We start from the raw sequence: 21,210 nt of genomic DNA, 5'->3' as shown, positions 1-21,210 counted from the left end.
GTGGGATGAATCAAACGGTATGGGCAGAACCAGCACGCGCTACCTTACCTATTTTAAAACTCGCTGATCAACCGCAATGGTGTGATGCCAGTATTCAAAAACTCCAGCAACAAATCACTGAACTCGAAAAAAAACCAGTCAAAGCGGAGTCCAATGCCGCACCTGTTTTAGCAGAATGGGATGCCTTTATGGCGATGTTTGAGGACTTGACTAATCCGATCAGCTTATATCGTAATGTCTATCCTGATGAAAAGTTTCGTCAGGCGGCAGATGACTGTATTGTGAAAATGGAACAGCTACAGACCGATTTATATCAGAATCCAAAACTCTATCAACGCATTAAAAACAGCAAGGCGACTGATCCAATTGATGTGAAATACCGTCAGGATATTTTAACTGACTTTGAAAATACGGGCGTGCAATTACCGCCTGCAAAAAGAATACGCTTAAAGGAAATCCGTAACCTGCAAACCCAACTTTCACAGCAATTTACCCGTAATATCAATGATAATCCTGAAAAACTGGAATTTACCCCAGATGAGTTAAAAGGCTTGCCAGAAAGCTATCTTGCCAATGCCAAGAAAAATGATAAGGGTAACTATTTGCTGGGATTTGATTATCCTGCCTATCAGCCGTTTATGGAACTTTCTGAGAGTGATGCAGCACGTAAACGCTACCAGACTGCTTTTACTCGACGGGGTACAGCAAAGAATCTGGACTTGCTCAAACAGATTATTGACCTCCGTTATGAACAGGCACAGTTATTCGGTGAGCCAAGCTATGCCGATCTCGCCTTAAAAAAACGCATGGCGAAAAATCCAAAAACAGTGAATGATTTCCTGAATAATATTTACCAGATTGTGACGCCACTTGAGCAAAAGGAAATGCAGGAATTAAGGGAATTTAAGGCAAAAACTCTAAATATTCCTTTAGAACAGGCAGAGATTACACGCTGGAACGTGGGTTATTGGACAGAGAAATTACGTAAGGACAAATACCAGATTGATCAGGAAAAATTGCGTGATTATTTCCCAACTTTAGCTGCACAGAAATGGTTGTTTGCGATTTCCTCAAATCTGTATGGCATTGAGTTTAAGCCTGCCAAAGTGGATACATGGCAGGATGAAGTTGAATATTACGATGTGACCGACCAGAAAACAGGACAACTGCTTGGCGGTTTGTATATGGATAAATTCCCGCGTGAGGGTAAATATGGGCATGCTGCGGTATGGGGCGTGTATGGCGGCAGCAGCTTAACAGGGCGTAAACCAATTTCGGTTTTAGTGACCAATTTTAATCGCAAAGGTTTAAACAGCAATGAGCTGGAAACCTTTGTACATGAGTTTGGACATGCCTTGCATGGCATTTTGTCCGATACCCGTTATGTGGGACAGTCAGGTACTTCGGTAGAGCGTGACTTTGTTGAAGCACCATCGCAGATGTATGAAGAATGGGCGAGACGTAAGGAAACCTTGTCTAAAGTCGCGGACTATTGTGATCCAGCCTGTCCACGTATTGATGATGCGCTGATTGAACGTTTAAATGCGGTACATAATTATGGACGTGGCGCACGTTATGCTCGCCAAACCCTGTATGCGCAATATGATATGGCATTGCATGACAAAGACCCTCGCCAGCTGCAACCATTGGATGTCTGGAAAAAAATGGAGTCAGCAACCGCATTGGGCTATGTGGAAAATACTCAGTTCCCAGGGCAGTTCGGGCATTTAATGGGCTATCAGGCGGGCTACTACGGTTATATGTGGTCGGAAGTGTTGGCACTGGATATGTTATCTGCCTTTGGGGATAACCTGAATAATCCAGAAATTGGGCAACGTTATCGTCAAACGGTTTTGTCACAAGGCAGCCAGAAAAAAGCGGCTGAATTGGTGAAAGATTTTCTGGGTAGGGCGCCTGGCAACAAGGCATTTCTGAATGAGATTACAGGACAACGCGTCAAATAAGGATGTACCAAGATGTTTGCTTATGTCGTGCGTAGACTCTGGCAAATGATTCCGACCATGTTAGGGGTCATTTTGCTGATTTTTTTCCTGTTTAACTGGGTTGGTGGCGACCCTGCCTATATTCTGGCAGGCAAAATGTCCAATCCAGAACAGATTGAAAATATCCGTAAACAGTTGGGGGTAGATCAGCCGTACTATATGCAGTTGTGGATTTTTATCAAGCAGATTCTGACTTTTGATTATGGCGCAAGCTGGAGTACAGGCGAATCAGTATCGCAGATTATCCTGACCCGTTTGGGGCCATCGCTGACCTTGCTAGTTCCATTGGTGATTTTACAAACTGTGATCTCGATTGTGCTGGCCTTGGCGGTGGCATCGGTACGTGGTTCACTGACAGACCGTATGGTGATGATGCTATGCACTGTCGGCATGTCGATCAGTATTCTGGTCTATATCATCATCTTCCAATATGTCTTGGCCTATCAGTTGGGCTGGTTTCCTGTGCAGGGCTGGAGCGACAGCTTTAGCGAAAATCTATTCTATTATTCCTTATTACCCATCCTGATTATGCTGGTGGTGAGCATTGCACCAACCTTACGTCTGTATCGTAGTTTTGTGCTGGATGAAATTCATCAGGACTATGTGCGGACGGCCCGTGCTAAAGGTGTGCCTGAAACACGGGTTTTGGGTGTTCATGTGTTGCGTAATGCCTCGATTCCGATTGTCACCGAAGTGATGGCAAGCTTGCCAGCTTTATTAATTGGTGCATTTTTGATTGAGCGTTTCTTTGGGATTCCAGGGATTGGTCGTGAAATTATTATTGCGGTGGAACGTAGTGATTTTCCTGTGATTAAGGCGATTACTGTTTATGTGGCAGCCGTCACCATGATTTTTAATTTGATTGCTGATCTGATCTACAAAGCCATCGACCCTCGTGTGCAGTTGAAATAGGAGGGAATCATGCTCAGTACAATTTTTAAAAATAAAGCTGCTGTTGATCCATCTACAAAATCGAATGGCTTATGGCATCTGGCATTCAACCGACTAAAAACGGATCGGATTGCAGTTGTTTCGTTTGTGATCGTACTGTTTTATTTCATTTTGCTGGCTTTATCCATGACAGGCGTGATTGCTTCTAATTGGAATAAAGAAGTGGCAGTCAGTTATGCACCACCGACATTTTTAGGTGCTGATACTGCATCAGATCAAATTAAGGCAATTACAGAAAGCACAGTAACTTTGCCTGAAAATCCTGTTGATCCACTCAAAGACGTGATTCAACAACTCAATGCTGAAATTCAGGCCAAACAGCAAGGTGGGGCTGCAATTGATAATTATGGTGTGGTTGATCCTTTAGCTGAAGATATGCAGCAGATTGATCAACAGCTCGGTGGACATTTACTCGATCAAAAGCAAGAGCTTAAAACCACTTTGCCTTTTGGGGCGGATAAGTGGGGACAAGATGTGTTGTTAAAAACCATTAAGGGCGCTGAAACCTCAATTCTGGTCGGTTTGTTATCAGCTTTATTGGCAGTGGTGATTGGTACTTTTCTTGGCGCGATTGCAGGTTATTTTGGCGGTTGGATTGACGATGTCTTGAACTGGTTCTATAACATTTTCACTTCGATTCCTTATCTGTTATTAGTACTCGCAATCGCTGCAGTACTCCAACAAAAAGGAATTTTGTCGATTGTTTTAATCTTAGGCTTAACGGGTTGGACTGGAGTATTTCGTTTGGTTCGGGCTGAATATATGAAGCACACATCCCGTGAATATGTCCTTGCCGCAAAAGCCATTGGTGTGAGCCATAGTCGTCGTATGTTTGTGCATATTTTCCCAAATGTCAGTCATATTGCCTTGGTACAGATTTCGATTCTGGTGGTGTCATTCATTAAATCAGAAGTGATCCTTAGCTTTCTGGGTTTTGGGGTGCCTGTCGGTGTGGTGTCATGGGGCAGTATGCTCAATGAAGCGCAAAGTGAATTGATTTTGGGGAAATGGTGGCAACTGGCTGCGGCTTCCATTGCGATGGCGGTTTTGGTCACGGCATTTTCAATGTTTACCGATGCATTGCGTGATGCACTTGATCCCAAACTAAAATAGCGGAGCAATAAGATGCAAAATAATCATGAAACGCCATTATTGGAAGTCGAAAATCTGCATATCAGTTTTAAGGGTGAAAATAAGCAGTGGATTGAAACGGTCAAGGGCATTTCATTTACCATTCCCAAAAATAAAACGGTGGCTTTGGTGGGTGAGTCGGGCAGTGGTAAATCCGTGACTTCACTGGCGATTATGGGCCTGCTACCGAAAGGACAAAGCCAAATTGCTAATCAAAGCAAGATCAGCTTTGAGGGAAAGGATTTACTCAATTTATCTGCAAAGGAAATCCGCCAAACTTGCGGCAAAGACATTGCCATGATTTTTCAGGAACCAATGTCTTCATTGAATCCTGTATTTACAGTCGGTGACCAGATTGCCGAAGTGCTCAGGATTCATTTAGGTATGGGACGCAAGCAGGCTAGAGTACGAGTGCTTGAGTTACTTCGAGAAGTCGGTATCCCTGCACCTGAAACAAAAATAGATGCGTATCCAAGTCAGCTTTCTGGTGGTCAGCAGCAAAGGGTTATGATTGCCATGGCAATTGCTTGTGAACCAAAGCTATTGATTGCAGATGAACCAACCACGGCATTAGATGTCACTATTCAAAAGCAGATCATTGATCTATTAGAATCTTTGAGACAACGCCATCAAATGTCGATGCTATTCATCACCCATGATTTAGCACTGGTTGGTGAAATTGCTGATGAAGTGATCGTCATGCGTCATGGTGAAATCCGCGAATGTGGCGCCGTTGAACAAGTACTGGAACAGCCGAAAGATGTGTATACCCGTGCCTTATTGCACTGTAGACCTCAACTTTCAACCCGACCATATCGTTTACCCGTGACCAGCGATTTTATGAAACAGGACGAAAATGGACAATTGGTCGAAGCAACCAATTTGTCCGAATTGAATCTGAAACAGCGGTCGCGAGGACTGACAGGTGAAGAACCGATTATTCTGGATGTCAAAGACCTGAAAAAATCATTTTATAGCCGTAAAGGATTATGGGGCAAAGATGAGTTTCAGGCGGTTAAGGGTGTTTCATTCCAGTTGGCGAAAGGTAAAACTTTAGGGCTGGTTGGAGAGTCGGGTTCTGGGAAAACCACCATTGGTCTATTATTAATGCGTTTGCATGAGGCGACAGGTGGGCAGGCTTTGATTGGTGGTAAAGATATTCTTGCCATGACTGAGAAAGAATTTTCACAGTATCAGCGTAAAATTCAAATTATTTTCCAGAATCCATACGCTTCACTCAATCCACGCTTTACCGTCGGGCAGATTTTATTGGAGCCGATGCGTATTCATGGCATTGGACAGAATGATGCTGAACGCAAGAAAATTGCACTCGAGCTATTGGAAAGGGTGAGCTTGCCAATACAAGCTTATGACCGTTATCCACATGAATTTTCTGGTGGACAACGCCAGCGAATCGCGATTGCCCGTTGCCTCACCTTAAAGCCAGAAATTCTGATTTGCGATGAATCAGTCTCCGCGCTGGATGTGTCGGTACAAGCGCAGGTGCTGAATTTACTGCAAGATTTACAGGATGAATTTGGTCTGAGTTATATCTTTATTTCGCATGATTTATCCGTAGTGAAATATATTTCAGATCAAGTCATGGTCATGAATCATGGTGAATTAGTTGAAATTGCTAACTCGGACGAACTGTATTTACATCCACAACATGAATATACCAAGAAACTGCTGAATGCCATTCCGCAGGGGGTAAGCCATCATCATTAAAATTCAAGAATAAAAAACGCTCTAATCAGAGCATTTTTTTATTTCAAGGCAAAGGATTAAAACTTCTTAAAGCCTTTATTAAAACCAATGGTTTTACGACCGTTATTATTTTCACTGCTACGTGGACGCTGCTGTGGTTCTTGCTCATCATCACGACGCTGTTGACGTAGATAGCCACCACGGCGTGCAGCCAATGGCTTCTCCGCCATTTTTTCAGTACGGCGTTTTGCCATACCAAACAGACCAGTACCCTGACGTGGTTTTAATTCCACTGATTTCGCTAAATTGTCGATATCAGTTTTATCTAATTCCATCCAGCGGCCTGTACGTAATTCACGTGGCAAAATGACAGTGCCATAACGGGTACGTAACAAGCGACTCACTTTTAAGCTTTGTGATTCAAAGATACGACGTACTTCGCGATTACGACCTTCTTTAACCACAACTTGATACCAACGGTTGATACCTTCACCGCCAATTTCAGAGAATGATTCGAATTTGGCTGGACCATCTTCAAGCTCAACACCTTTAAGCATGTTATTGCGAATTTGTGGCGTGACTTCACCCATCACACGTACCGCATATTCACGTTCAACTTCGTTGGATGGGTGCATTAAACGGTTAGCAAGTTCACCATCATTCGTGAATAATAATAAACCAGTACTGTTAATATCCAGACGCCCTACCATTACCCAACGGTCATTTGCAATTTGAGGCAAATGATCAAATACGGTAGGACGCTTTTCAGGGTCATTGCGCGAGCAAATCTCACCTTCAGGCTTGTAGTAAATCAGCACACGACGACGAATTTCATCTTCAATCTGGAACTGCACCTTACGGCCGTCAATACGCAGTTCATCGGTTGGTTCGATACGCTCACCCACCTGGGCAATACGACCATTGATGCTGACACGGCCAGCAGCAATCACCTCTTCCATATAACGACGTGAGCCTAACCCGACTCTCGCCAACACCTTTTGTAATTTTTCACTCATGACAGCACAACCTTAGACATAATGATCAACAGTTCACCTCTCAAGACTTCGGTGCATGTGCATCGAGAGCCATGAATGCTTCCTTGGCGTTCTGTAGGGGAGGCAATTGATTTAATGACACTAAACCAAAAGCATTTAAAAATTGGGGCGTTGTAATCAACAACGCAGGTCTTCCAGGCAAATCCCTGAAACCAGCTTCTTTAATCCAGTTCCAGTCAAATAAATTTCTTAAAATCTGGCTATTATTCGATACACCACGAATCTGTTCAATATCCGCACGCGTGACAGGCTGATGATAGGCAATCACGGCGACTGTTTCAAGCAGCGATGGCGATAGCTTGGTTGGACGTTCTGGCCACACCTGGGCAATAATATTACGGTACTTTGCCCGCACCTGAAAACGAAAGCCCTGTGCCGTTTCAATCAGTTCAATGGAACGGCCATGCTGTAACATCGCAAGCTGTTGTAAAAACGTGCGTAATTGCTGCTTGGAGTATTGGTTCTGAAAGGCTTCTTTTAACCGTGCAAGTGAAACGGCTGAGTCACTGGCAAATATAATTGCTTCAATCTGCAATAAAACGTCGTGATGAATGTCTTCAAGTGACATTCCCTCATTGGCATTGAACTGGTCTAAACTCATGCGGCAATCCCCTGAACAGTCAGAGGCGCTTCAATACCTGTATGGATGATTTGAATTTTTTGCTGGCGCGTGAGTTCCAGCATTGCCATAAAAGTCACCACCATCCCCATACGACCCTGCTTGGGATTGAGCAGTTCAATAAAACTTAAGTTTTCACCAGATGCAAGCTGGCTTTCAATATAGGCCATACGCTCTTCAAGCAATACAGGTTCTTGTGCAACCACATGGGTGATGGGTTCAGGACGGTTAAAGATACAGAATAATGCGTCACGCAGGGCATCGACATCATAACCCTCATAAATTGGGGCAATATGACCAATACTGACATTGGTACTAAAGGTATCCCGCTCAAAAATTGGCATTTGCCCCAGACGTTCAGCCGCCTGTTTAATGCGTAAATAGGTTTCCAGACGGTCAATTAGTTCCTGTTTTGGGTCTTTCTCAAACTGATCCGCAACTTTTGCTTTAGGAAGTAATAAACGTGATTTTAAGTCGGCAAGTAGTGCTGCCATCACCATATAATCCGCAGTCAACTCAATATTCAGCGACTTCATATTGTCCATATAGGAAAGATATTGGGTCGCGATTGGGGAGATGTCGAGCTGCAATAAATCAAAGCCATTTTTTTGAATCAGGTAAATCAGAAAATCCAGTGGACCTTCGAATTGTTCGAGTAGGATTTCAAACGCAGCAGGCGGTATGTACAAATCTTCGGGTATAGTCTCCTGCCACTCGTCAAGCACGCGAATGGATGGAGTAGACTCCAGAACTGAGGGGAGAGTTTGATTCATTACCGTTATAAGCCACGCGAATTTTCAAAAGCATGAAAGATATAATTTTGTGTGCAAGGGCGACACAATGCTAACAAGAGCTTGGCTATTCTAATCGAAATAGCAAATTTAATAAATTACTCACTTACAAAAACCTTAAAGTTCTCAGGGTATTTTTTATTGTGATGCAATTTCACATTGAACAGAGCTAAAGCTATGTTTAAATGGGTTTCCAAAAAGGCTTTAATTAAACGATAACAGCCAATGAGAAATTATTTAAAAACACAACAGAATCAGTTTGGGCAAATGACTGGTTCTTCGCTTGATGAAAATGTGACTGCTTTTACTGTTCAGGGCGATATATTGGGACGATATGTCAAGCTGGTCGATGGAGCTGATGGCATAACAGATCAGGCGGCAGGGTAGTTATGGGAAGCGGTATCGACAGAACCTGATGAACGATGCTGGACCTATCTGCCATATTCCGCACCGCAGAGCCAGCAAAGCCTAAAAGATTCATTACAAAATTTGGTGGTGTTTCAATACGAGGGATTGTTTCGTCAGGATCGTATAGTAAAAGGGCACAATCGAAATACGGCATGGTTCTCGATGATTGATGATGAGTGGCCAGAATTAAAAAATGCTTATCAGCAATGGCTGAGTCCTGATAATTTTGATAAACACGGTTTTCAGAAACAGAAGTTGTCTGATTTTTTGATTGAATAAGGGGTAGTGCTTATTCAAAAGCACTGACATCACCAACACCACGACGGATAATTTCAGGATTTTCTCCAGATAAATCCACGATACTGGTGGTGGACAAGGTACCAAAGCCGCTGTCAATAAACACATCAATACGTTTACCTAGTTGGTTTTCAATATCATAAGGATCATCAAGCGGATCTTTTTGATCAGGCAAGATCAATGTACTGGTGAGTAACGGTTCACCCAGTTCTTTTAATAAAGCTTGTGCAACAGGATTACTTGGAATGCGTAAACCAATGGTTTTTTTCTTCGGGTGCATTAAACGCTTTGGCACTTCGCTAGTTGCAGGCAAGATAAAGGTGGTGACAGCAGGGGTATTATTTTTTAACAGCCGATACATGGCATTGTCCACTTTGGCATAGGTCGCAATATCAGATAGATCACAACACATAATCGCATATTGATGTTTTGGACCTAGACCGCGAATCTGGGCAATCCGCTCCATCGCACTTTTATTCCCAATCTGACAGCCAATCGCATAAGCTGCATCAGTTGGATAAACCACCACATCACCCGCGCGAATACGTTCAACGGCTTGTGTGATTAAGCGAGCCTGTGGATTTTCAGGATGAATATGTAAATGTAACATTATTATTGTAACTCCCTGATCTTTATGGCTAGATTAAGTATGAAACTTGTTCTACTAAAGATGCAAGTCTTAGATGTGTTAATTTTGTCATTCAATCAAGTAATTCACGTTTAAATTCATTTAGTTGTAATGGTAAGCCATGACGGGTACAAACACAGATATAGTGAATAAAAAGTGCAGCATCTCGTGGTAAAGTGGCTTCACCCGAAAAATAACGTTGTACTTGAGCAAAAACATGATCTTTAAATTGTGTCCCATTGCCGCTATCACCCGTTAAGTTATCTAAAGAGACACGAAACTTTCGACCAAAGGCTGTTGCAAATAACCATTCAATGGCTTGAGGCTTAATTTCAACTTGTTCAAATAAAGCTTGCTGTTCTGCAGTACGACCATCGGGTGCATACCAATAACCTAAATCAGGTAAAAGGCGACGTTTTTCACCTGAAATACTCCAATGACTAATTTCATGTAAGGCGCTGTTAAAGAAACCATGTGCAAATTGGATTTTTGCAGGCTGTTGATTTATCGCTGGGAAATATTCTGGTTCAAAATCACCTTTAACAAGCATGACATTATGGTGGGAAAACCAGTGATTAAAGTGTAAAATAAGCCAATCAACCTGTTCTGGTTCTGTTGTTAACGTTTGCCAAGATGAGCGTTGCACTTGATCTGGTGTTAACATAGGAGCAGTGATTGAATGGGGGCTAACAAGTGATGAAGTTGTTACTTCAAGTTGCGGCTGCAACAGATACATTGCTGTGTTACCACGAGTTCTGTCTAAAGAAGTGCAAAATTGTATCTTAATCTTTGACAGAGTACCGATGAATTTGTAGAATTGCCGCCTTAATTATGTCAGCAAATACTTTTCCAAGCCAAATCGAGCCATTTAAATGGGCTGAACAGGGCTATACATGGTCAGGAACACTGCCATTGTCTCGCTTTGCTCGTATTGCTCGAGAAGCTGTTGGTTCAATTGATGATCAATTGATCAACATAGACTGTAAGCTATCAATGGATGCCTATCATCGTATTGTATGGTTAGATGGATATATTGATACTAAAGTTCCAAGGGAATGCCAACGTTGTTTGGGATCTGTTGAAATTGAATTAGTGTCAGAATTTCATTTAGCTTTAATTGATGATGAGTCACTGATAGAGCGATTGGATGAGGATGCTGATTTCATCGTTTTAGGTGAAAGTGAATCGTCGAAAAAAGGGAGTATTGATACACCTGCTTCGATTGATTTATTCGCATTGCTAGAAGATGAATTGTTATTGTTGATGCCTTTGTCTCCCAAACATGGTGTTTGTGAGCATAAACATCAACCTGCCGTTCAGGACGTTGTCGAAGAAAAGCGGGATAACCCGTTTGATGTTTTGGCAAGTTTGAAAGGCAAACTTAACTCATAACACAATTTGTGTTATCATGTTGAGTTAAGACAACTGAATTTGTTCTGATCCATTTTTCGATCTTTGTAAGGAGCCATCATGGCCGTTCAGCAAAACCGTAAAAGTCGCTCTCGCCGTGACATGCGCCGTTCACATGACGCTTTAACCGAGAATGCATTATCTGTAGACCAAACTACTGGTGAAACTCATCGTCGTCACCACGTGACTAAAGACGGTATTTACCGTGGTCGTCAATTATTCGCTAAAGCAGCTGATGCTGAATAATTGAGTTATATGCATTAAGCGTTAGCTTAAAGTATAGAAAAATGGGAGCGAAAGCTCCCTTTTTTGTTGTTTTTCGCAATTAAAAAACGATTTAATCAATGGTAAATTGCCGCATCGGGAAAGAGTCTGTTGTCATTCTCATGTAGAATCATGAGTGTTGATAAAACTGGCGATAGACCATTTTAAGGATTTTTATATGTCGACTAAGCGACTTGAGCAGGCTGCTCAAGCAACAAAAACAGCATTTGTTTTTCCTGGTCAGGGTTCACAAAAAGTAGGGATGCTGGCTGAACTCGCAGAGCAGTTTAGTGTCGTTAAAGATACATTCACAGAAGCTTCAGAAGCAGTTGACTTTGACCTTTGGCAGATTGCCCAAAGTGGTGAGGGGCTGGATCAAACGGAAAATACCCAGCCTGTATTGCTCACTGCCAGCATTGCCTTATGGCGTGTCTGGCTGGAACTGGGTGGTGTTGCACCAAAATTCCTTGCTGGACATTCTTTGGGAGAATATAGTGCGCTTGTTGCAGCAGAAGCCATGACCCTTGCCGATGCGGTGAAACTGGTCAATTTACGCGGTAAATTGATGCAGAGTGCAGTTCCTCAAGGTGAGGGGGCAATGGCGGCAATTCTTGGTTTAACCGATGACAAAGTGATCGAGCTTTGCCAAAAAGCGAATGCATCTGCGGTAGGCCAAGGTTCAGTTGAAGCGGCGAATTATAATGCGCAAGGTCAGGTGGTGATTGCAGGCAGTACAGCTTTGGTTCAGCAAGTCATGGCTGAAGCAAAAGAGCAATCAGGTAAAGCGATTGCATTGCCTGTTTCTGTACCATCACATTGTACCTTGATGAAACCAGCAGCAGAAAAGTTTGCTGAAGCTTTGGAACAAACTGCCATTGAGCTACCCCGCATTCCTGTAATACAAAATGTCAACGCGGAAATCGCAACGGATGTTGCCCAGTTACGTCAGGCGCTCACTGCCCAGTTGTACCAGTCAGTGCAATGGACACGTAGCATGCAATATCTACAGGATCAAGGTATCCAGTATGTGGTTGAATGTGGGCCAGGTACGGTGCTCAGCAATCTTGCTAAGCGATTACCGAACATAGAAAAAGCATTTGCAATTGATAGCAAAGCACGTATGGAAGATGCCCTAAGCGCGATCTTGGTGGCAGAAGGAAAAATTGCATGACACAACAACGAAAGATTGCGTTGGTGACAGGAGCAAGCCGAGGAATTGGCGCAGCAATTGCACAGCAACTCATTCAAGACGGTTTTTTTGTGGTTGGAACTGCGACCTCTGAATCAGGCGCACAAAAACTGACAGAAAGCTTTGCTGAAAACGGAACAGGTGCTGTGCTTGATGTCCGTAACGGTGAGGCCATTGATGCGCTGGTTTCAGACATCGAGCAAAAATATGGTTCAGTGTTGGTATTGGTCAACAATGCAGGCATTACCAAAGATAATTTGCTACTTCGTATGTCTGAAGATGATTGGGATGACATTCTCAACATTCACCTAAAAGCTGTATATCGCTTGTCTAAGCGCGTATTGAAAGGTATGACCAAGGCACGTTTTGGTCGCATTATTAATATTAGTTCAGTGGTTGCACACTTTGCCAACTCTGGACAAGCCAACTACTCGGCAGCAAAAGCAGGCATTGAGGCATTCAGCCGTAGCCTAGCCAAGGAGATGGGCAGTCGCCAGATTACGGTCAACAGTGTGGCACCTGGTTTTATTGCAACAGAAATGACTGATCAGTTAAGCGAAGATGTTCGTAAAAAGATGAGTGATCAAGTAGCTTTAAATCGTCTGGGTGAACCACAAGATATTGCGAATGCCGTGAGTTTCCTTGCCAGCGACAAGGCTAGTTACATTACTGGTACAGTTTTACACGTAAATGGTGGTTTATACATGGCCTAACTGGCGATGTATAAACTTTTAAAAATTTTTATATTCAATTAAACTAGTGGCAAATTAAAACGCCACAAGCAATGAGGAGAATTCCTGTGAGCGATATCGAACAACGCATCAAACAAGCTGTAGCTGAACAATTAGGTATGCGTGCCGAAGAGATTAAAAACGAAGCATCTTTCATGGATGACTTAGGTGCTGACTCTTTAGATTTGGTTGAACTTGTAATGTCTTTCGAAAATGATTTTGACATCACCATTCCAGATGAAGATTCTAATGAAATTACAACAGTTCAATCTGCAATTGATTATGTAACCAAGAAACTTGGTTAATCATTCTGCATGATCGAAAGCCACCGCAAGGTGGCTTTTTTATGAGCCTAACTTTTCGCTGGATAGAATATACACATATTTTTACAAGAAAAATAAAGTTTGAATATGAAAAAAACGATTTAAGTGTATAAAATTTATGCGATTTAAAATAACGAATTAAATCATAAAAAATAAAGGGAAATTTTATGGATATAGCAAAACGTATTAAAGAAATCATCATTGAGCAATTTAATGTAGATGAGCAGGAGGTTAAGCCTCATGCAACTTTTACAGATGATTTAGGAGCCGATTCATTGGGTGTGGTTGAGTTCATTATGGCACTTGAAGGAGAATTTGGTATTCAAATTCCTTATGAAGAGGCCGAAAAAATTACCACAGTTCAGGCCGCAATTGACTATATGGCGAATATTGTGGGAGAAAATGTCTAAATTGCATCATGCTTTAAGTTGATCGAAAGTCACCATAAGGTGGCTTTTTTGCGATCAACTTAAAAATATACATAGATTTACAAGACCACTTTAAATTGAAACCTGAAAGCGAAAAATTTTCGGTATAACTAGAAATAGGTCTATTTTGACCATGCATAAATAATGATAGAGGAAATAACGATGGGTCTTTTTGATTTTGTTAAAGGTATTGGTAAGAAAAATACGGCTCCAGCAGAACCCCAACCTGCGCCAGCAACACCCGCTGAACCCTCAGCGCAGGAAATTGCCAACAAACTATTAGGCTTGATTAAAAGTTTAGGCTTAGGTGTTGAAGGCTTGTCTGTTAGCTATAATGGTACGACTGATCTGGCAACAATTAAGGGGCGGGTGAAGAGTCAGGCTGATAAGGAAAAGATTGTCCTTGCGGTTGGAAATGTTGACCATGTGGCACAGGTCGATGACCAGATGACTGTTGAAGTACCTGAACCTGAAAGTAAATTCTATACCGTGAAGTCTGGGGACAATTTATCCAAGATTTCAAAAGAATATTATGGCGATCCAAACCAATACAATAAAATTTTTGAAGCGAATAGACCATTACTCAAAAATGCGGATGATATTTTTCCTGGACAAGTTTTACGTATCCCTGAATAAATTGTAATGTGACAGAAGAGGCGCGTATTGCGCCTTTTTTATTTAAAAATAAAAGATAAAATCTATAAAATTGAAATTACTAAAACATTAAAAAAATGAATTCATTTACTTATGCTTTATGTCAAAAGCCCGTTTTAAGTGTGGCAATGTGGATGACAGATCTTTGTGTATTTCCTCCATTATTTTCAAATCTGCCGATTGATTTAACTCATACAGGAGCATTAGCAACTACTGAATTTAAGGTAAATGTACCAAAGTCTTACCACTTAAGCCTAACTGTTGAATTTGAATCAGCACAAAAGCGAGTTGATGATCTTGTTGTTGGAAATACTTTTAACCAATATTGTGATGGGACTATAAAATATAACAACATCCCTGTAGAGAAGAGAAAAGAATTAGGTCAACCAATAACCTTGCAGGTTATTGTAAGAAAATCATAAAATTGTTTTTAATCAGCAATTTCAGTCTTTATGCTCAACAGGACATGATGGTAAAAATAAAAGTTACAGAAGTATTGGCTGGATTCCTTTATCTCAAGATCTTTATGTGATTGAAGTTGTTAATTTACAACCACATAATCAATTAAAAAATGTCAAAACAACATTAAGCTTAAATGCAAGTAATGGTGGTAAATAATCTTAAGATAATAATTGTTTAGGCAGCTTATCCATTAATTGTAAAAAAGGTTTTGGACTTTGTAATGCTCTAGATAGGATTAAAGATCCTTGAATACGTATCACAGTATCTTGTGCTCGCTCGAAAGCTTGTTCTTCTGATATTCCCGCATCTTGTAAAACGACAGAGATACTTTCAATCAGTCTTGTAAATACGGGTTGAATTTGAGGCAAAAAGATTTGGTGCGCTTCACTTAAGGTTAAAACTGCCAAAATACACGCTACATGGCCATTTTCATAAACTTGCTTTAATGAATAGGTCAGAGCTTCTAAACGTTCAATAGGTGATGCGTTGCTTTGTAGGTGAATAAAAATATGATCTTCGCGCCATTGTTCTAAATAGCTCAAAACATCTTGTGCCATTTGTTGTTTTCCATTTGGAAAGTGATGATACAAACTGGCTTTACCTAGACCTGTTCGTTCAGAAATTTTGGATAAAGAAGCACCTTCATAGCCATATTCTCTGAAAATACTTAATAAAGATCGAATTAAAGTCGGTTTATCCATAAAATTACTCATACCACTTGATTTTGTACCGATCGTTCGGTACATTAAAATTATATAACCACAAAAGAAGATGACAATGAAACTTTATAATACTGTAATCTCAGGAAATTGTTACAAAATCAGATTATTACTTTCATTTCTGAATTTAGACTACGAAAAAGTCTCTATAAATTTAGCTGACCAAGAGCAAAAGACAGAACATTTTCTAAAACTGAATCCTTTAGGGCAGATTCCTGTGCTAGAAGATCAGGGGAGGCATATCCATGATTCTCAAGCAATCTTGTGCTATCTCGCTAGAACATATGATGCTCATCAGCTTTGGTTTCCTCAAGAAACAATTGCAATGACACATGTTTTAGAGTGGTTATTTTTTGCCAATCAAAGAATTGCTTCTACTTTATCGGCAGCACGAGCATTTCATCTGATTAAAAAACCAAATATTGATATCGAAAATGCGACTGTAATGTCACATGCATCATTAGCAATTGTAAATCAACATTTGAAAACAAGAAATTGGTTGGTTGGTGAATCAGCCACGATTGCAGATATTGCTTGTTATCCTTACATCGCTTTAGCGCATCAAGGAAAAATAGAATTAGCCCCATATCCATATGTTCAGGCTTGGTTAACAAGTTTTCAACAATTGCCTCGTTTTATTGAATTAGATGAATAATAGGTTAGGCATGAAAAAAGTATTGATTACTGGAGCAAGTCAAGGAATAGGGCAAGCGATTGCTCAAAAATTCTTGGATGAGAATTATGAGGTACATAATATTTCTCGACATACTCCACAATATTCACATCTTCATTTGCATCATTGGCAAGCGGATATGTTGCAATATGATCAAATTGAAAAGGTGATTCAGCAGATTGGGCAGTTTGATGTGCTGATTAATAATGCAGGCTATATGAATACATTTACAGCCGCTTCATATACGTGGGAAGAAATGCAAAAAATTATGAATATAAATCTGATTCATACGATGCAGTTGAGTATCGATGTGGCGGAGAATATTTTTAAAAATCAGAAATTTGGACGCATTATTAGTATGGCATCCATTGCTGGGCAAATTGGGCATCCTGATATCTGGTATGGCATTTCAAAAGCGGGGCTAATTAATGGGATGCGTAGTTTGGCTCGTAGTCATGCCCAGCATAATATTCAAACCTTTAGTCTCGCACCTGGCCCTGTTGAAACACGGATGATGCAAAAGATTCCTATTGAAAGACAAAAGCGGTTAAAAGAAGCGACTTTAAATCAGCAATTTTGCCAAACACAAGAAATTGCAGAAACAGTTTTTTGGCTGGCGCAAGCAGCTCCAAATTGTTTAAGTGGTGAGGTATTTGATTTGAATAATGGTGTGAATTGTCGTTAGATCATGTTGAATAAATGAATAGAAATATATGTATTTCTATTCATTATTATTTAAGTTTTAAAACCGCTTTGGAATCTTTTGCCCATTGAGTACAGGGGTCTCAGCTTGTTTTAATACACCAAATAACCACGTTTCAGCATATTGGACAGCAATTTTAAGGGAATCTCCCAAAGCCAAACGACCTGCAATAAAGCTCGCCAATGAACAACCTGAACCATGATATTGTCCCTCTAAACGAGGACAAATACTTTCAGCAATCATTTTGCAGTCAGCATAAAGTACATTACGAATATGATCAGGCGTATCTTCATGTCCACCTTTCACTAGTACAGCTTTTGCGCCCATCTTAAATAATTTTTGAGTGGCTTGTTCAATATCATCCATGCCCGTTAAAGCCCTTAACTCAACGGTATTTGGTGTGATCACTGTTGCCAAAGGGATTAACTCAACAAAGGCTTTGACCAATGTTGCCTGATCACCCAAAGAACCGCCACTATTGGCGACAAGTACAGGATCAAGCACATATAAATAATCAGGATGTTCATGTAGAAACTCAGCCAGAGCAGCAATATTGTCAGTTGTACCGAGCATCCCAGATTTAACACATTTAATTGGTAAATCACCCACCACAGCATTGGCTTGTGCAAGCAATAATTCTTTTGAGGTGGCTTCAAAGCCAAACACTTGTTGCGAGTTTTGAATGGTAAGGGCAGTACAGGCAATCGCTGCATGCGCACCACTCTGCCCAATCGCTTCAATATCTGCCTGTAAACCTGCACCACCCGATGGGTCTAAACCTGAAAAACAAAGTACGGTTGGACGCACTGCAATTTCCTTTTATGTTGTCATTTAGGCTAGTATAGGGGAGTTTTGAGCAACTCTCGATACTGTGTTGTAAGGCTTTAAGAGATTGCACGAATGACGATCAAAAATATTCTGATAGATTTGGATGGAACATTAACTGACCCGAAAGCGGAGATTCATCGTTCAATTCGTTATGCTTTAAAAAAACTGGGTCAACTCTTAGCAGATGAGGTTGATCTGGACTGGACCTTTGGACCACCTCTGTTTTAGGTGTGATGATAAATTAAGTATTCAGCTATATTTAATAAAGTAATACTGCAACATACTTTACAAGTTGGGTTGCGTAAAAATAATGCATTAATTTTAGATATTTTGTTATGTTCTCATAGCATGAAAAAAGCCAGTTTATTTTTAAACTGGCTTTTAGGAATCGTGATGTTTTCTGCTTATGCAATTTGTACAGGAATACAGTTTGCTGTGTGGTTCACTGTATTGTCTGGGTTTGCATAGACCAAACGAGGTTTGTGCAGGTTTGCCTCGACTTCGGTGAAATCACCAAAAGTTGCAATAATCACTAAGTCACCAACATCAGCCTGATGGGCTGCACCACCATTTACTGAAATAATGCCTGAATCATCTTCACCACGAATTGCGTAGGTTGTGAAGCGTTTGCCGTTGGTTACGTTCCATACGTGGATTTCTTCGTATTCACGAATCCCTGCTAAGTCCATTAACACACCATCAATTGCACAGGAACCTTCATAATGAAGTTCCGCATGTGTCACAACCGCGCGGTGAATTTTACATTTTAATAAACGAGATAGCATGGCTAGCGTCTCCTGAGTAAGACCTAAGACGGATATCTTATGGTTGACTTGTCACGTTTCCGCAGGCTATAGGCGGTTTGATGCGCATTTTGCGCCTAAAACTGCAATATGGCAAGCGTGATTGATCAACAATTTCAGTTTAAGTTTAAGCGGGTTTGTATGCATTAATTTGATTCATGGCCTGTGGAACCTGTCCACTCACAAGCATTTTGACTTGTGATAAGGCATGGGCTATTGCGGCATCCATTAAATCTTGTTCACTGCTGGGAGCTTTGCCAAGCACATGACCAGAAACACGTTCTTTTGAACCAGGATGTCCAATTCCAATGCGTAAACGATGGAAATTGGGACCCATATGGGGAACGATATCACGGAGACCATTATGTCCGCCGTGTCCGCCACCTGTTTTCAAGCGAATCACGCCAGGGTCCATATCCAGTTCATCATGGGCAATTAAGATTGACTCAGGTGCAACTTGATAGAATTTGGCGAAAGGGGCAACACTTTGACCAGAACGGTTCATAAAGGTGGTAGGGAGGAGCAAACGTACATCATGGCCCTCAACTTGGCCACGACCACTATATCCATGAAACTTGGGATCAGCTTTTAAATTGATGCCATAACGGTCTGCAAGCTGTTCAACAAACCAGAAACCTGCATTATGGCGGGTTTGGGCATATTCCTTTCCAGGATTGCCCAAACCAACAATTAGCGAAATACTTGACACTAATTTAAGCCTTTAACACTTATGCGCGTTTGAAGTCAGCGTGCATTGGAGTGTTTTTAGCTGGGTGACGTTGCAATGCCTGGATTTTAACATTTTCAACTTTGTCACCGATTTTGATTTCGATTACTTCTTCAAAGAAAGCATTGCTTTCTAAAGCTTTAACGATTTCACGAAGCTCTAAAGTAACAGTTACAGGCTCAGCACTACCACCGTAGATAATCGCTGGAATTTGCGCTGCGTGACGAAGGCGGCGGCTCGCACCTTTCCCTTGTTGAGCAGCTTCACGTGCTTGAGCATTTAATACGAAGTTTGCCATGGGCATATCCTCATTGAGATTTAAGAAACTAAACTTGCGACCAGTTTAGTGATAGAAAACCCCGCCATAAGGCAGGGCTTGAAAAAAGCTGGGGTATTATAGATAACTATCGAACATTGCGCTAATAGATTCTTCGTTATTAATACGACGAATTGTTTCAGCAACCATGCTGGCAACGGAAACCTGGCGAACTTTACCTAAGGTTAATGCTTCATCTGAAAGAGGAATGGTGTCAGTTACCACAAGTTCATCAATCACAGAGTTGCGCAGGTTATCAAGTGCCTTGCCAGATAGAACAGGATGGGTTGCATAAGCAATCACACGGCGGGCACCAAACTGTTTCAGTGCATCAGCCGCCTTGCAAAGCGTACCAGCGGTATCCACCATATCATCGACAATGACACAGTCACGGTCTTTGACGTCACCGATCAAATGCATCACTTGAGATTCATTGGCTTTTTGACGGCGTTTGTCAATGATAGCCAGGTCGATGTCACCCAATTGCTTTGCAACAGCACGGGCACGAACAACGCCACCCACGTCAGGTGAAACCACCATGAGGTTGTCATGTTGTTGCTGACGCAGGTCAGCCAATAACGCTGGTGTACCGTAGATGTTGTCCACTGGAATATCGAAGAAACCCTGAATCTGGTCTGCATGCAGGTCAATCATAACCACACGGTCAATTCCCACAGTGGTCAGCATGTCTGCAACAACCTTGGCGGTAATTGGCACACGAGCAGAACGTGGACGACGGTCTTGGCGTGCATAACCGAAGTAAGGGATGACAGCGGTGATGCGACCAGCACTTGCGCGACGCAAAGCATCTGCCATTACCAGGATTTCCATCAGGTTATCATTGGTTGGGGCACACGTGGACTGAACGATGAATACGTCTTTACCACGTACATTTTCAGTGATTTCAACTGAAATTTCACCATCAGAGAACTTGCTTACAGCAGCGGCACCCAGAGGGATATGCAAATGGCTTACGACTTTTTGTGCGAACTGTGGATGAGCACTTCCACTAAAAACGACGAGATTGGGCATGAAGCACCTGAGCGAGGATTACGTGAAGCAACGCTTCACCCGAGCGCAAGTGAAAAATCTATGATTTTTCTAAAGAGGATTACGTGAAGCAACGCTTTGCCAAAATATAAAGGAAAAATTTATAATTCTTCAAAATGAAATCAAGTGAAACAACGCTTGATTCAAGTATGGAAAATCTATAACTCTTCCTCATAAAGGTTAAGCGAAACAACACCTCACCCAAGCGCAAAGAGGAAACTAAAAATTTCCCCAACGGGTAGTTTAAAGAATAATCTATTATATGGCAGGGGCGGCTGGATTCGAACCAACGGATGGCGGGATCAAAACCCGCTGCCTTACCACTTGGCGACGCCCCTAA

At 41.5% G+C, this 21,210-nt stretch carries 25 protein-coding genes, 1 tRNA gene and 2 pseudogenes; 16 read left to right on the top strand and 12 right to left on the bottom strand.

Going from position 1 to position 21,210, the window contains the following annotated elements:
• Positions 1 to 5 precede the first annotated feature (5 nt).
• Genes F973_RS11230 through F973_RS11215 form a run of 4 tightly spaced genes read left to right on the top strand, consistent with a single transcriptional unit; the run spans position 6 to position 5,813 of the window.
• Positions 6 to 1,964: a M3 family metallopeptidase gene (locus F973_RS11230; RefSeq protein WP_228127467.1), complete on the top strand. Its 1,959-nt coding sequence runs from the start codon at positions 6 to 8 to the stop codon at positions 1,962 to 1,964.
• 12 nt (positions 1,965 to 1,976) lie between these two features.
• Positions 1,977 to 2,915, top strand: coding sequence for an ABC transporter permease (locus F973_RS11225; RefSeq protein WP_004761845.1), 939 nt, complete (start codon positions 1,977 to 1,979; stop codon positions 2,913 to 2,915).
• A 9-nt stretch (positions 2,916 to 2,924) separates the two neighbouring features.
• Entirely contained in the window at positions 2,925 to 4,067 is a 1,143-nt protein-coding gene (locus tag F973_RS11220) for an ABC transporter permease (protein ID WP_004761844.1), read from the top strand.
• Between the two features lie 12 nt (positions 4,068 to 4,079).
• Positions 4,080 to 5,813 (top strand): ABC transporter ATP-binding protein, encoded by a 1,734-nt coding sequence (locus tag F973_RS11215; RefSeq protein ID WP_004761841.1) that lies wholly within the window; start codon positions 4,080 to 4,082, stop codon positions 5,811 to 5,813.
• 56 nt (positions 5,814 to 5,869) lie between these two features.
• Here F973_RS11215 and rluB read toward each other — a convergent pair whose 3' ends face one another.
• The 3 genes from rluB to F973_RS11200 are packed head-to-tail and all read right to left on the bottom strand — an operon-like array spanning position 5,870 to position 8,239.
• Positions 5,870 to 6,808: a 23S rRNA pseudouridine(2605) synthase RluB gene (rluB, locus tag F973_RS11210; RefSeq protein WP_004761840.1), complete on the bottom strand. Its 939-nt coding sequence runs from the start codon at positions 6,806 to 6,808 to the stop codon at positions 5,870 to 5,872.
• 40 nt (positions 6,809 to 6,848) lie between these two features.
• The gene (gene scpB / locus F973_RS11205; protein WP_004682874.1) at positions 6,849 to 7,448 is read right to left on the bottom strand and encodes an SMC-Scp complex subunit ScpB; all 600 of its coding nucleotides are present in this window, start codon (positions 7,446 to 7,448) and stop codon (positions 6,849 to 6,851) included.
• On the bottom strand, positions 7,445 to 8,239 hold the full coding sequence (locus tag F973_RS11200; protein WP_004761838.1) for a segregation and condensation protein A: 795 nt from the start codon (positions 8,237 to 8,239) through the stop codon (positions 7,445 to 7,447). Before F973_RS11200 ends, scpB begins: the two co-directional genes overlap by 4 nt.
• Before the next feature lie 243 nt (positions 8,240 to 8,482).
• On the opposite strand from F973_RS11200, the pseudogene F973_RS15120 reads away from it, so the two are divergent.
• Positions 8,483 to 8,944: pseudogene (locus tag F973_RS15120) on the top strand (hypothetical protein).
• 10 nt (positions 8,945 to 8,954) lie between these two features.
• Here F973_RS15120 and F973_RS11190 read toward each other — a convergent pair.
• Entirely contained in the window at positions 8,955 to 9,572 is a 618-nt protein-coding gene (locus F973_RS11190) for an L-threonylcarbamoyladenylate synthase (protein ID WP_004761835.1), read from the bottom strand.
• Positions 9,573 to 9,663: 91 nt separating this feature from the next.
• Entirely contained in the window at positions 9,664 to 10,326 is a 663-nt protein-coding gene (locus tag F973_RS11185) for an elongation factor P hydroxylase (RefSeq protein ID WP_004757339.1), read from the bottom strand.
• A 95-nt stretch (positions 10,327 to 10,421) separates the two neighbouring features.
• On the opposite strand from F973_RS11185, the gene F973_RS11180 reads away from it, so the two are divergent.
• The 8 genes from F973_RS11180 to F973_RS15490 all read left to right on the top strand — a co-directional run bounded on the left by F973_RS11180 (position 10,422) and on the right by F973_RS15490 (position 15,011).
• The gene (locus F973_RS11180; RefSeq protein WP_004761834.1) at positions 10,422 to 10,982 is read left to right on the top strand and encodes a YceD family protein; all 561 of its coding nucleotides are present in this window, start codon (positions 10,422 to 10,424) and stop codon (positions 10,980 to 10,982) included.
• A gap of 78 nt (positions 10,983 to 11,060) precedes the next feature.
• Positions 11,061 to 11,246, top strand: a complete 186-nt coding sequence (rpmF, locus tag F973_RS11175) for a 50S ribosomal protein L32 (RefSeq protein ID WP_004638135.1) — start codon at positions 11,061 to 11,063, stop codon at positions 11,244 to 11,246.
• A gap of 196 nt (positions 11,247 to 11,442) precedes the next feature.
• Positions 11,443 to 12,435: an ACP S-malonyltransferase gene (fabD, locus tag F973_RS11170; protein WP_004757343.1), complete on the top strand. Its 993-nt coding sequence runs from the start codon at positions 11,443 to 11,445 to the stop codon at positions 12,433 to 12,435.
• Positions 12,432 to 13,166, top strand: coding sequence for a 3-oxoacyl-ACP reductase FabG (gene fabG, locus F973_RS11165; protein WP_004757345.1), 735 nt, complete (start codon positions 12,432 to 12,434; stop codon positions 13,164 to 13,166). Before fabD ends, fabG begins: the two co-directional genes overlap by 4 nt.
• Positions 13,167 to 13,252: 86 nt before the next feature.
• On the top strand, positions 13,253 to 13,489 hold the full coding sequence (gene acpP, locus F973_RS11160) for an acyl carrier protein (protein WP_004655272.1): 237 nt from the start codon (positions 13,253 to 13,255) through the stop codon (positions 13,487 to 13,489).
• Between the two features lie 185 nt (positions 13,490 to 13,674).
• On the top strand, positions 13,675 to 13,917 hold the full coding sequence (gene acpP, locus F973_RS11155; RefSeq protein WP_004761831.1) for an acyl carrier protein: 243 nt from the start codon (positions 13,675 to 13,677) through the stop codon (positions 13,915 to 13,917).
• 180 nt (positions 13,918 to 14,097) lie between these two features.
• The gene (gene lysM / locus F973_RS11150; protein ID WP_004761830.1) at positions 14,098 to 14,571 is read left to right on the top strand and encodes a peptidoglycan-binding protein LysM; all 474 of its coding nucleotides are present in this window, start codon (positions 14,098 to 14,100) and stop codon (positions 14,569 to 14,571) included.
• A 95-nt stretch (positions 14,572 to 14,666) separates the two neighbouring features.
• The gene (locus F973_RS15490) at positions 14,667 to 15,011 is read left to right on the top strand and encodes a hypothetical protein (RefSeq protein ID WP_004676492.1); all 345 of its coding nucleotides are present in this window, start codon (positions 14,667 to 14,669) and stop codon (positions 15,009 to 15,011) included.
• A 198-nt stretch (positions 15,012 to 15,209) separates the two neighbouring features.
• Here the strand turns inward: F973_RS15490 and F973_RS11140 are convergent, their stop codons facing one another.
• Entirely contained in the window at positions 15,210 to 15,752 is a 543-nt protein-coding gene (locus F973_RS11140) for a TetR/AcrR family transcriptional regulator (protein ID WP_004676494.1), read from the bottom strand.
• Between the two features lie 76 nt (positions 15,753 to 15,828).
• Between F973_RS11140 and F973_RS11135 the strand changes: the two genes are divergently transcribed.
• Together F973_RS11135 and F973_RS11130 are read left to right on the top strand one after the other, a co-directional pair.
• Positions 15,829 to 16,425 carry a glutathione S-transferase family protein gene (locus F973_RS11135; protein ID WP_004676497.1) on the top strand — a complete coding sequence of 199 codons (597 nt, stop codon included), beginning with the start codon at positions 15,829 to 15,831 and terminating at the stop codon, positions 16,423 to 16,425.
• Positions 16,426 to 16,435: 10 nt separating this feature from the next.
• Complete coding sequence (locus F973_RS11130; RefSeq protein WP_004676499.1) at positions 16,436 to 17,128, top strand: SDR family oxidoreductase; 693 nt, start codon at positions 16,436 to 16,438, stop codon at positions 17,126 to 17,128.
• Positions 17,129 to 17,185: 57 nt separating this feature from the next.
• Here F973_RS11130 and F973_RS11125 read toward each other — a convergent pair whose 3' ends face one another.
• Positions 17,186 to 17,953, bottom strand: a complete 768-nt coding sequence (locus F973_RS11125) for a hydroxymethylpyrimidine/phosphomethylpyrimidine kinase (RefSeq protein WP_004761829.1) — start codon at positions 17,951 to 17,953, stop codon at positions 17,186 to 17,188.
• Positions 17,954 to 18,046: 93 nt separating this feature from the next.
• Between F973_RS11125 and F973_RS15300 the strand changes: the two are divergent.
• Positions 18,047 to 18,196, top strand: a pseudogene (locus F973_RS15300) (hypothetical protein); the annotation flags it as partial.
• A 182-nt stretch (positions 18,197 to 18,378) separates the two neighbouring features.
• Here the strand turns inward: F973_RS15300 and panD are convergent.
• From panD to F973_RS11100, 5 genes are all read right to left on the bottom strand, one after another.
• Positions 18,379 to 18,759, bottom strand: a complete 381-nt coding sequence (panD, locus tag F973_RS11120; protein ID WP_004655255.1) for an aspartate 1-decarboxylase — start codon at positions 18,757 to 18,759, stop codon at positions 18,379 to 18,381.
• 145 nt (positions 18,760 to 18,904) lie between these two features.
• The gene (pth, locus tag F973_RS11115) at positions 18,905 to 19,486 is read right to left on the bottom strand and encodes an aminoacyl-tRNA hydrolase (RefSeq protein WP_004676505.1); all 582 of its coding nucleotides are present in this window, start codon (positions 19,484 to 19,486) and stop codon (positions 18,905 to 18,907) included.
• Positions 19,487 to 19,505: 19 nt separating this feature from the next.
• The gene (gene rplY, locus F973_RS11110) at positions 19,506 to 19,802 is read right to left on the bottom strand and encodes a 50S ribosomal protein L25 (protein ID WP_004676507.1); all 297 of its coding nucleotides are present in this window, start codon (positions 19,800 to 19,802) and stop codon (positions 19,506 to 19,508) included.
• A 96-nt stretch (positions 19,803 to 19,898) separates the two neighbouring features.
• Positions 19,899 to 20,852 (bottom strand): ribose-phosphate pyrophosphokinase, encoded by a 954-nt coding sequence (locus tag F973_RS11105; RefSeq protein ID WP_004676510.1) that lies wholly within the window; start codon positions 20,850 to 20,852, stop codon positions 19,899 to 19,901.
• A 281-nt stretch (positions 20,853 to 21,133) separates the two neighbouring features.
• A tRNA-Gln gene (locus F973_RS11100) sits at positions 21,134 to 21,208 on the bottom strand.
• Between the last annotated feature and the right edge of the window lie 2 nt (positions 21,209 to 21,210).

Origin of the sequence: Acinetobacter sp. CIP 102129, from assembly GCF_000368305.1 — a bacterium.
Taxonomy (GTDB): domain Bacteria; phylum Pseudomonadota; class Gammaproteobacteria; order Pseudomonadales; family Moraxellaceae; genus Acinetobacter; species Acinetobacter parvus.
Note: the sequence above shows the minus strand (reverse complement) of the source record. Positions and strands in the feature narration are given on the sequence as shown.

Excerpts from the sequence above, each read along its gene's own strand:
- lysM (WP_004761830.1), top strand. The coding sequence starts at position 14,098 with ATGGGTCTTTTTGATTTTGTTAAAGGTATTGGTAAGAAAAATACGGCT.
- F973_RS11105 (WP_004676510.1), bottom strand. The coding sequence starts at position 20,852 with ATGCCCAATCTCGTCGTTTTTAGTGGAAGTGCTCATCCACAGTTCGCA.
- F973_RS11200 (WP_004761838.1), bottom strand. The coding sequence starts at position 8,239 with ATGAATCAAACTCTCCCCTCAGTTCTGGAGTCTACTCCATCCATTCGC.
- fabG (WP_004757345.1), top strand. The coding sequence starts at position 12,432 with ATGACACAACAACGAAAGATTGCGTTGGTGACAGGAGCAAGCCGAGGA.
- F973_RS11140 (WP_004676494.1), bottom strand. The coding sequence starts at position 15,752 with ATGGATAAACCGACTTTAATTCGATCTTTATTAAGTATTTTCAGAGAA.
- F973_RS11180 (WP_004761834.1), top strand. The coding sequence starts at position 10,422 with ATGTCAGCAAATACTTTTCCAAGCCAAATCGAGCCATTTAAATGGGCT.
- F973_RS11215 (WP_004761841.1), top strand. The coding sequence starts at position 4,080 with ATGCAAAATAATCATGAAACGCCATTATTGGAAGTCGAAAATCTGCAT.
- rluB (WP_004761840.1), bottom strand. The coding sequence starts at position 6,808 with ATGAGTGAAAAATTACAAAAGGTGTTGGCGAGAGTCGGGTTAGGCTCA.
- F973_RS15490 (WP_004676492.1), top strand. The coding sequence starts at position 14,667 with ATGAATTCATTTACTTATGCTTTATGTCAAAAGCCCGTTTTAAGTGTG.
- F973_RS11190 (WP_004761835.1), bottom strand. The coding sequence starts at position 9,572 with ATGTTACATTTACATATTCATCCTGAAAATCCACAGGCTCGCTTAATC.
- rplY (WP_004676507.1), bottom strand. The coding sequence starts at position 19,802 with ATGGCAAACTTCGTATTAAATGCTCAAGCACGTGAAGCTGCTCAACAA.
- acpP (WP_004761831.1), top strand. The coding sequence starts at position 13,675 with ATGGATATAGCAAAACGTATTAAAGAAATCATCATTGAGCAATTTAAT.
- F973_RS11135 (WP_004676497.1), top strand. The coding sequence starts at position 15,829 with ATGAAACTTTATAATACTGTAATCTCAGGAAATTGTTACAAAATCAGA.
- scpB (WP_004682874.1), bottom strand. The coding sequence starts at position 7,448 with ATGAGTTTAGACCAGTTCAATGCCAATGAGGGAATGTCACTTGAAGAC.
- rpmF (WP_004638135.1), top strand. The coding sequence starts at position 11,061 with ATGGCCGTTCAGCAAAACCGTAAAAGTCGCTCTCGCCGTGACATGCGC.
- F973_RS11230 (WP_228127467.1), top strand. The coding sequence starts at position 6 with ATGAATCAAACGGTATGGGCAGAACCAGCACGCGCTACCTTACCTATT.
- F973_RS11185 (WP_004757339.1), bottom strand. The coding sequence starts at position 10,326 with ATGTATCTGTTGCAGCCGCAACTTGAAGTAACAACTTCATCACTTGTT.
- F973_RS11225 (WP_004761845.1), top strand. The coding sequence starts at position 1,977 with ATGTTTGCTTATGTCGTGCGTAGACTCTGGCAAATGATTCCGACCATG.
- F973_RS11220 (WP_004761844.1), top strand. The coding sequence starts at position 2,925 with ATGCTCAGTACAATTTTTAAAAATAAAGCTGCTGTTGATCCATCTACA.
- F973_RS11130 (WP_004676499.1), top strand. The coding sequence starts at position 16,436 with ATGAAAAAAGTATTGATTACTGGAGCAAGTCAAGGAATAGGGCAAGCG.
- panD (WP_004655255.1), bottom strand. The coding sequence starts at position 18,759 with ATGCTATCTCGTTTATTAAAATGTAAAATTCACCGCGCGGTTGTGACA.
- fabD (WP_004757343.1), top strand. The coding sequence starts at position 11,443 with ATGTCGACTAAGCGACTTGAGCAGGCTGCTCAAGCAACAAAAACAGCA.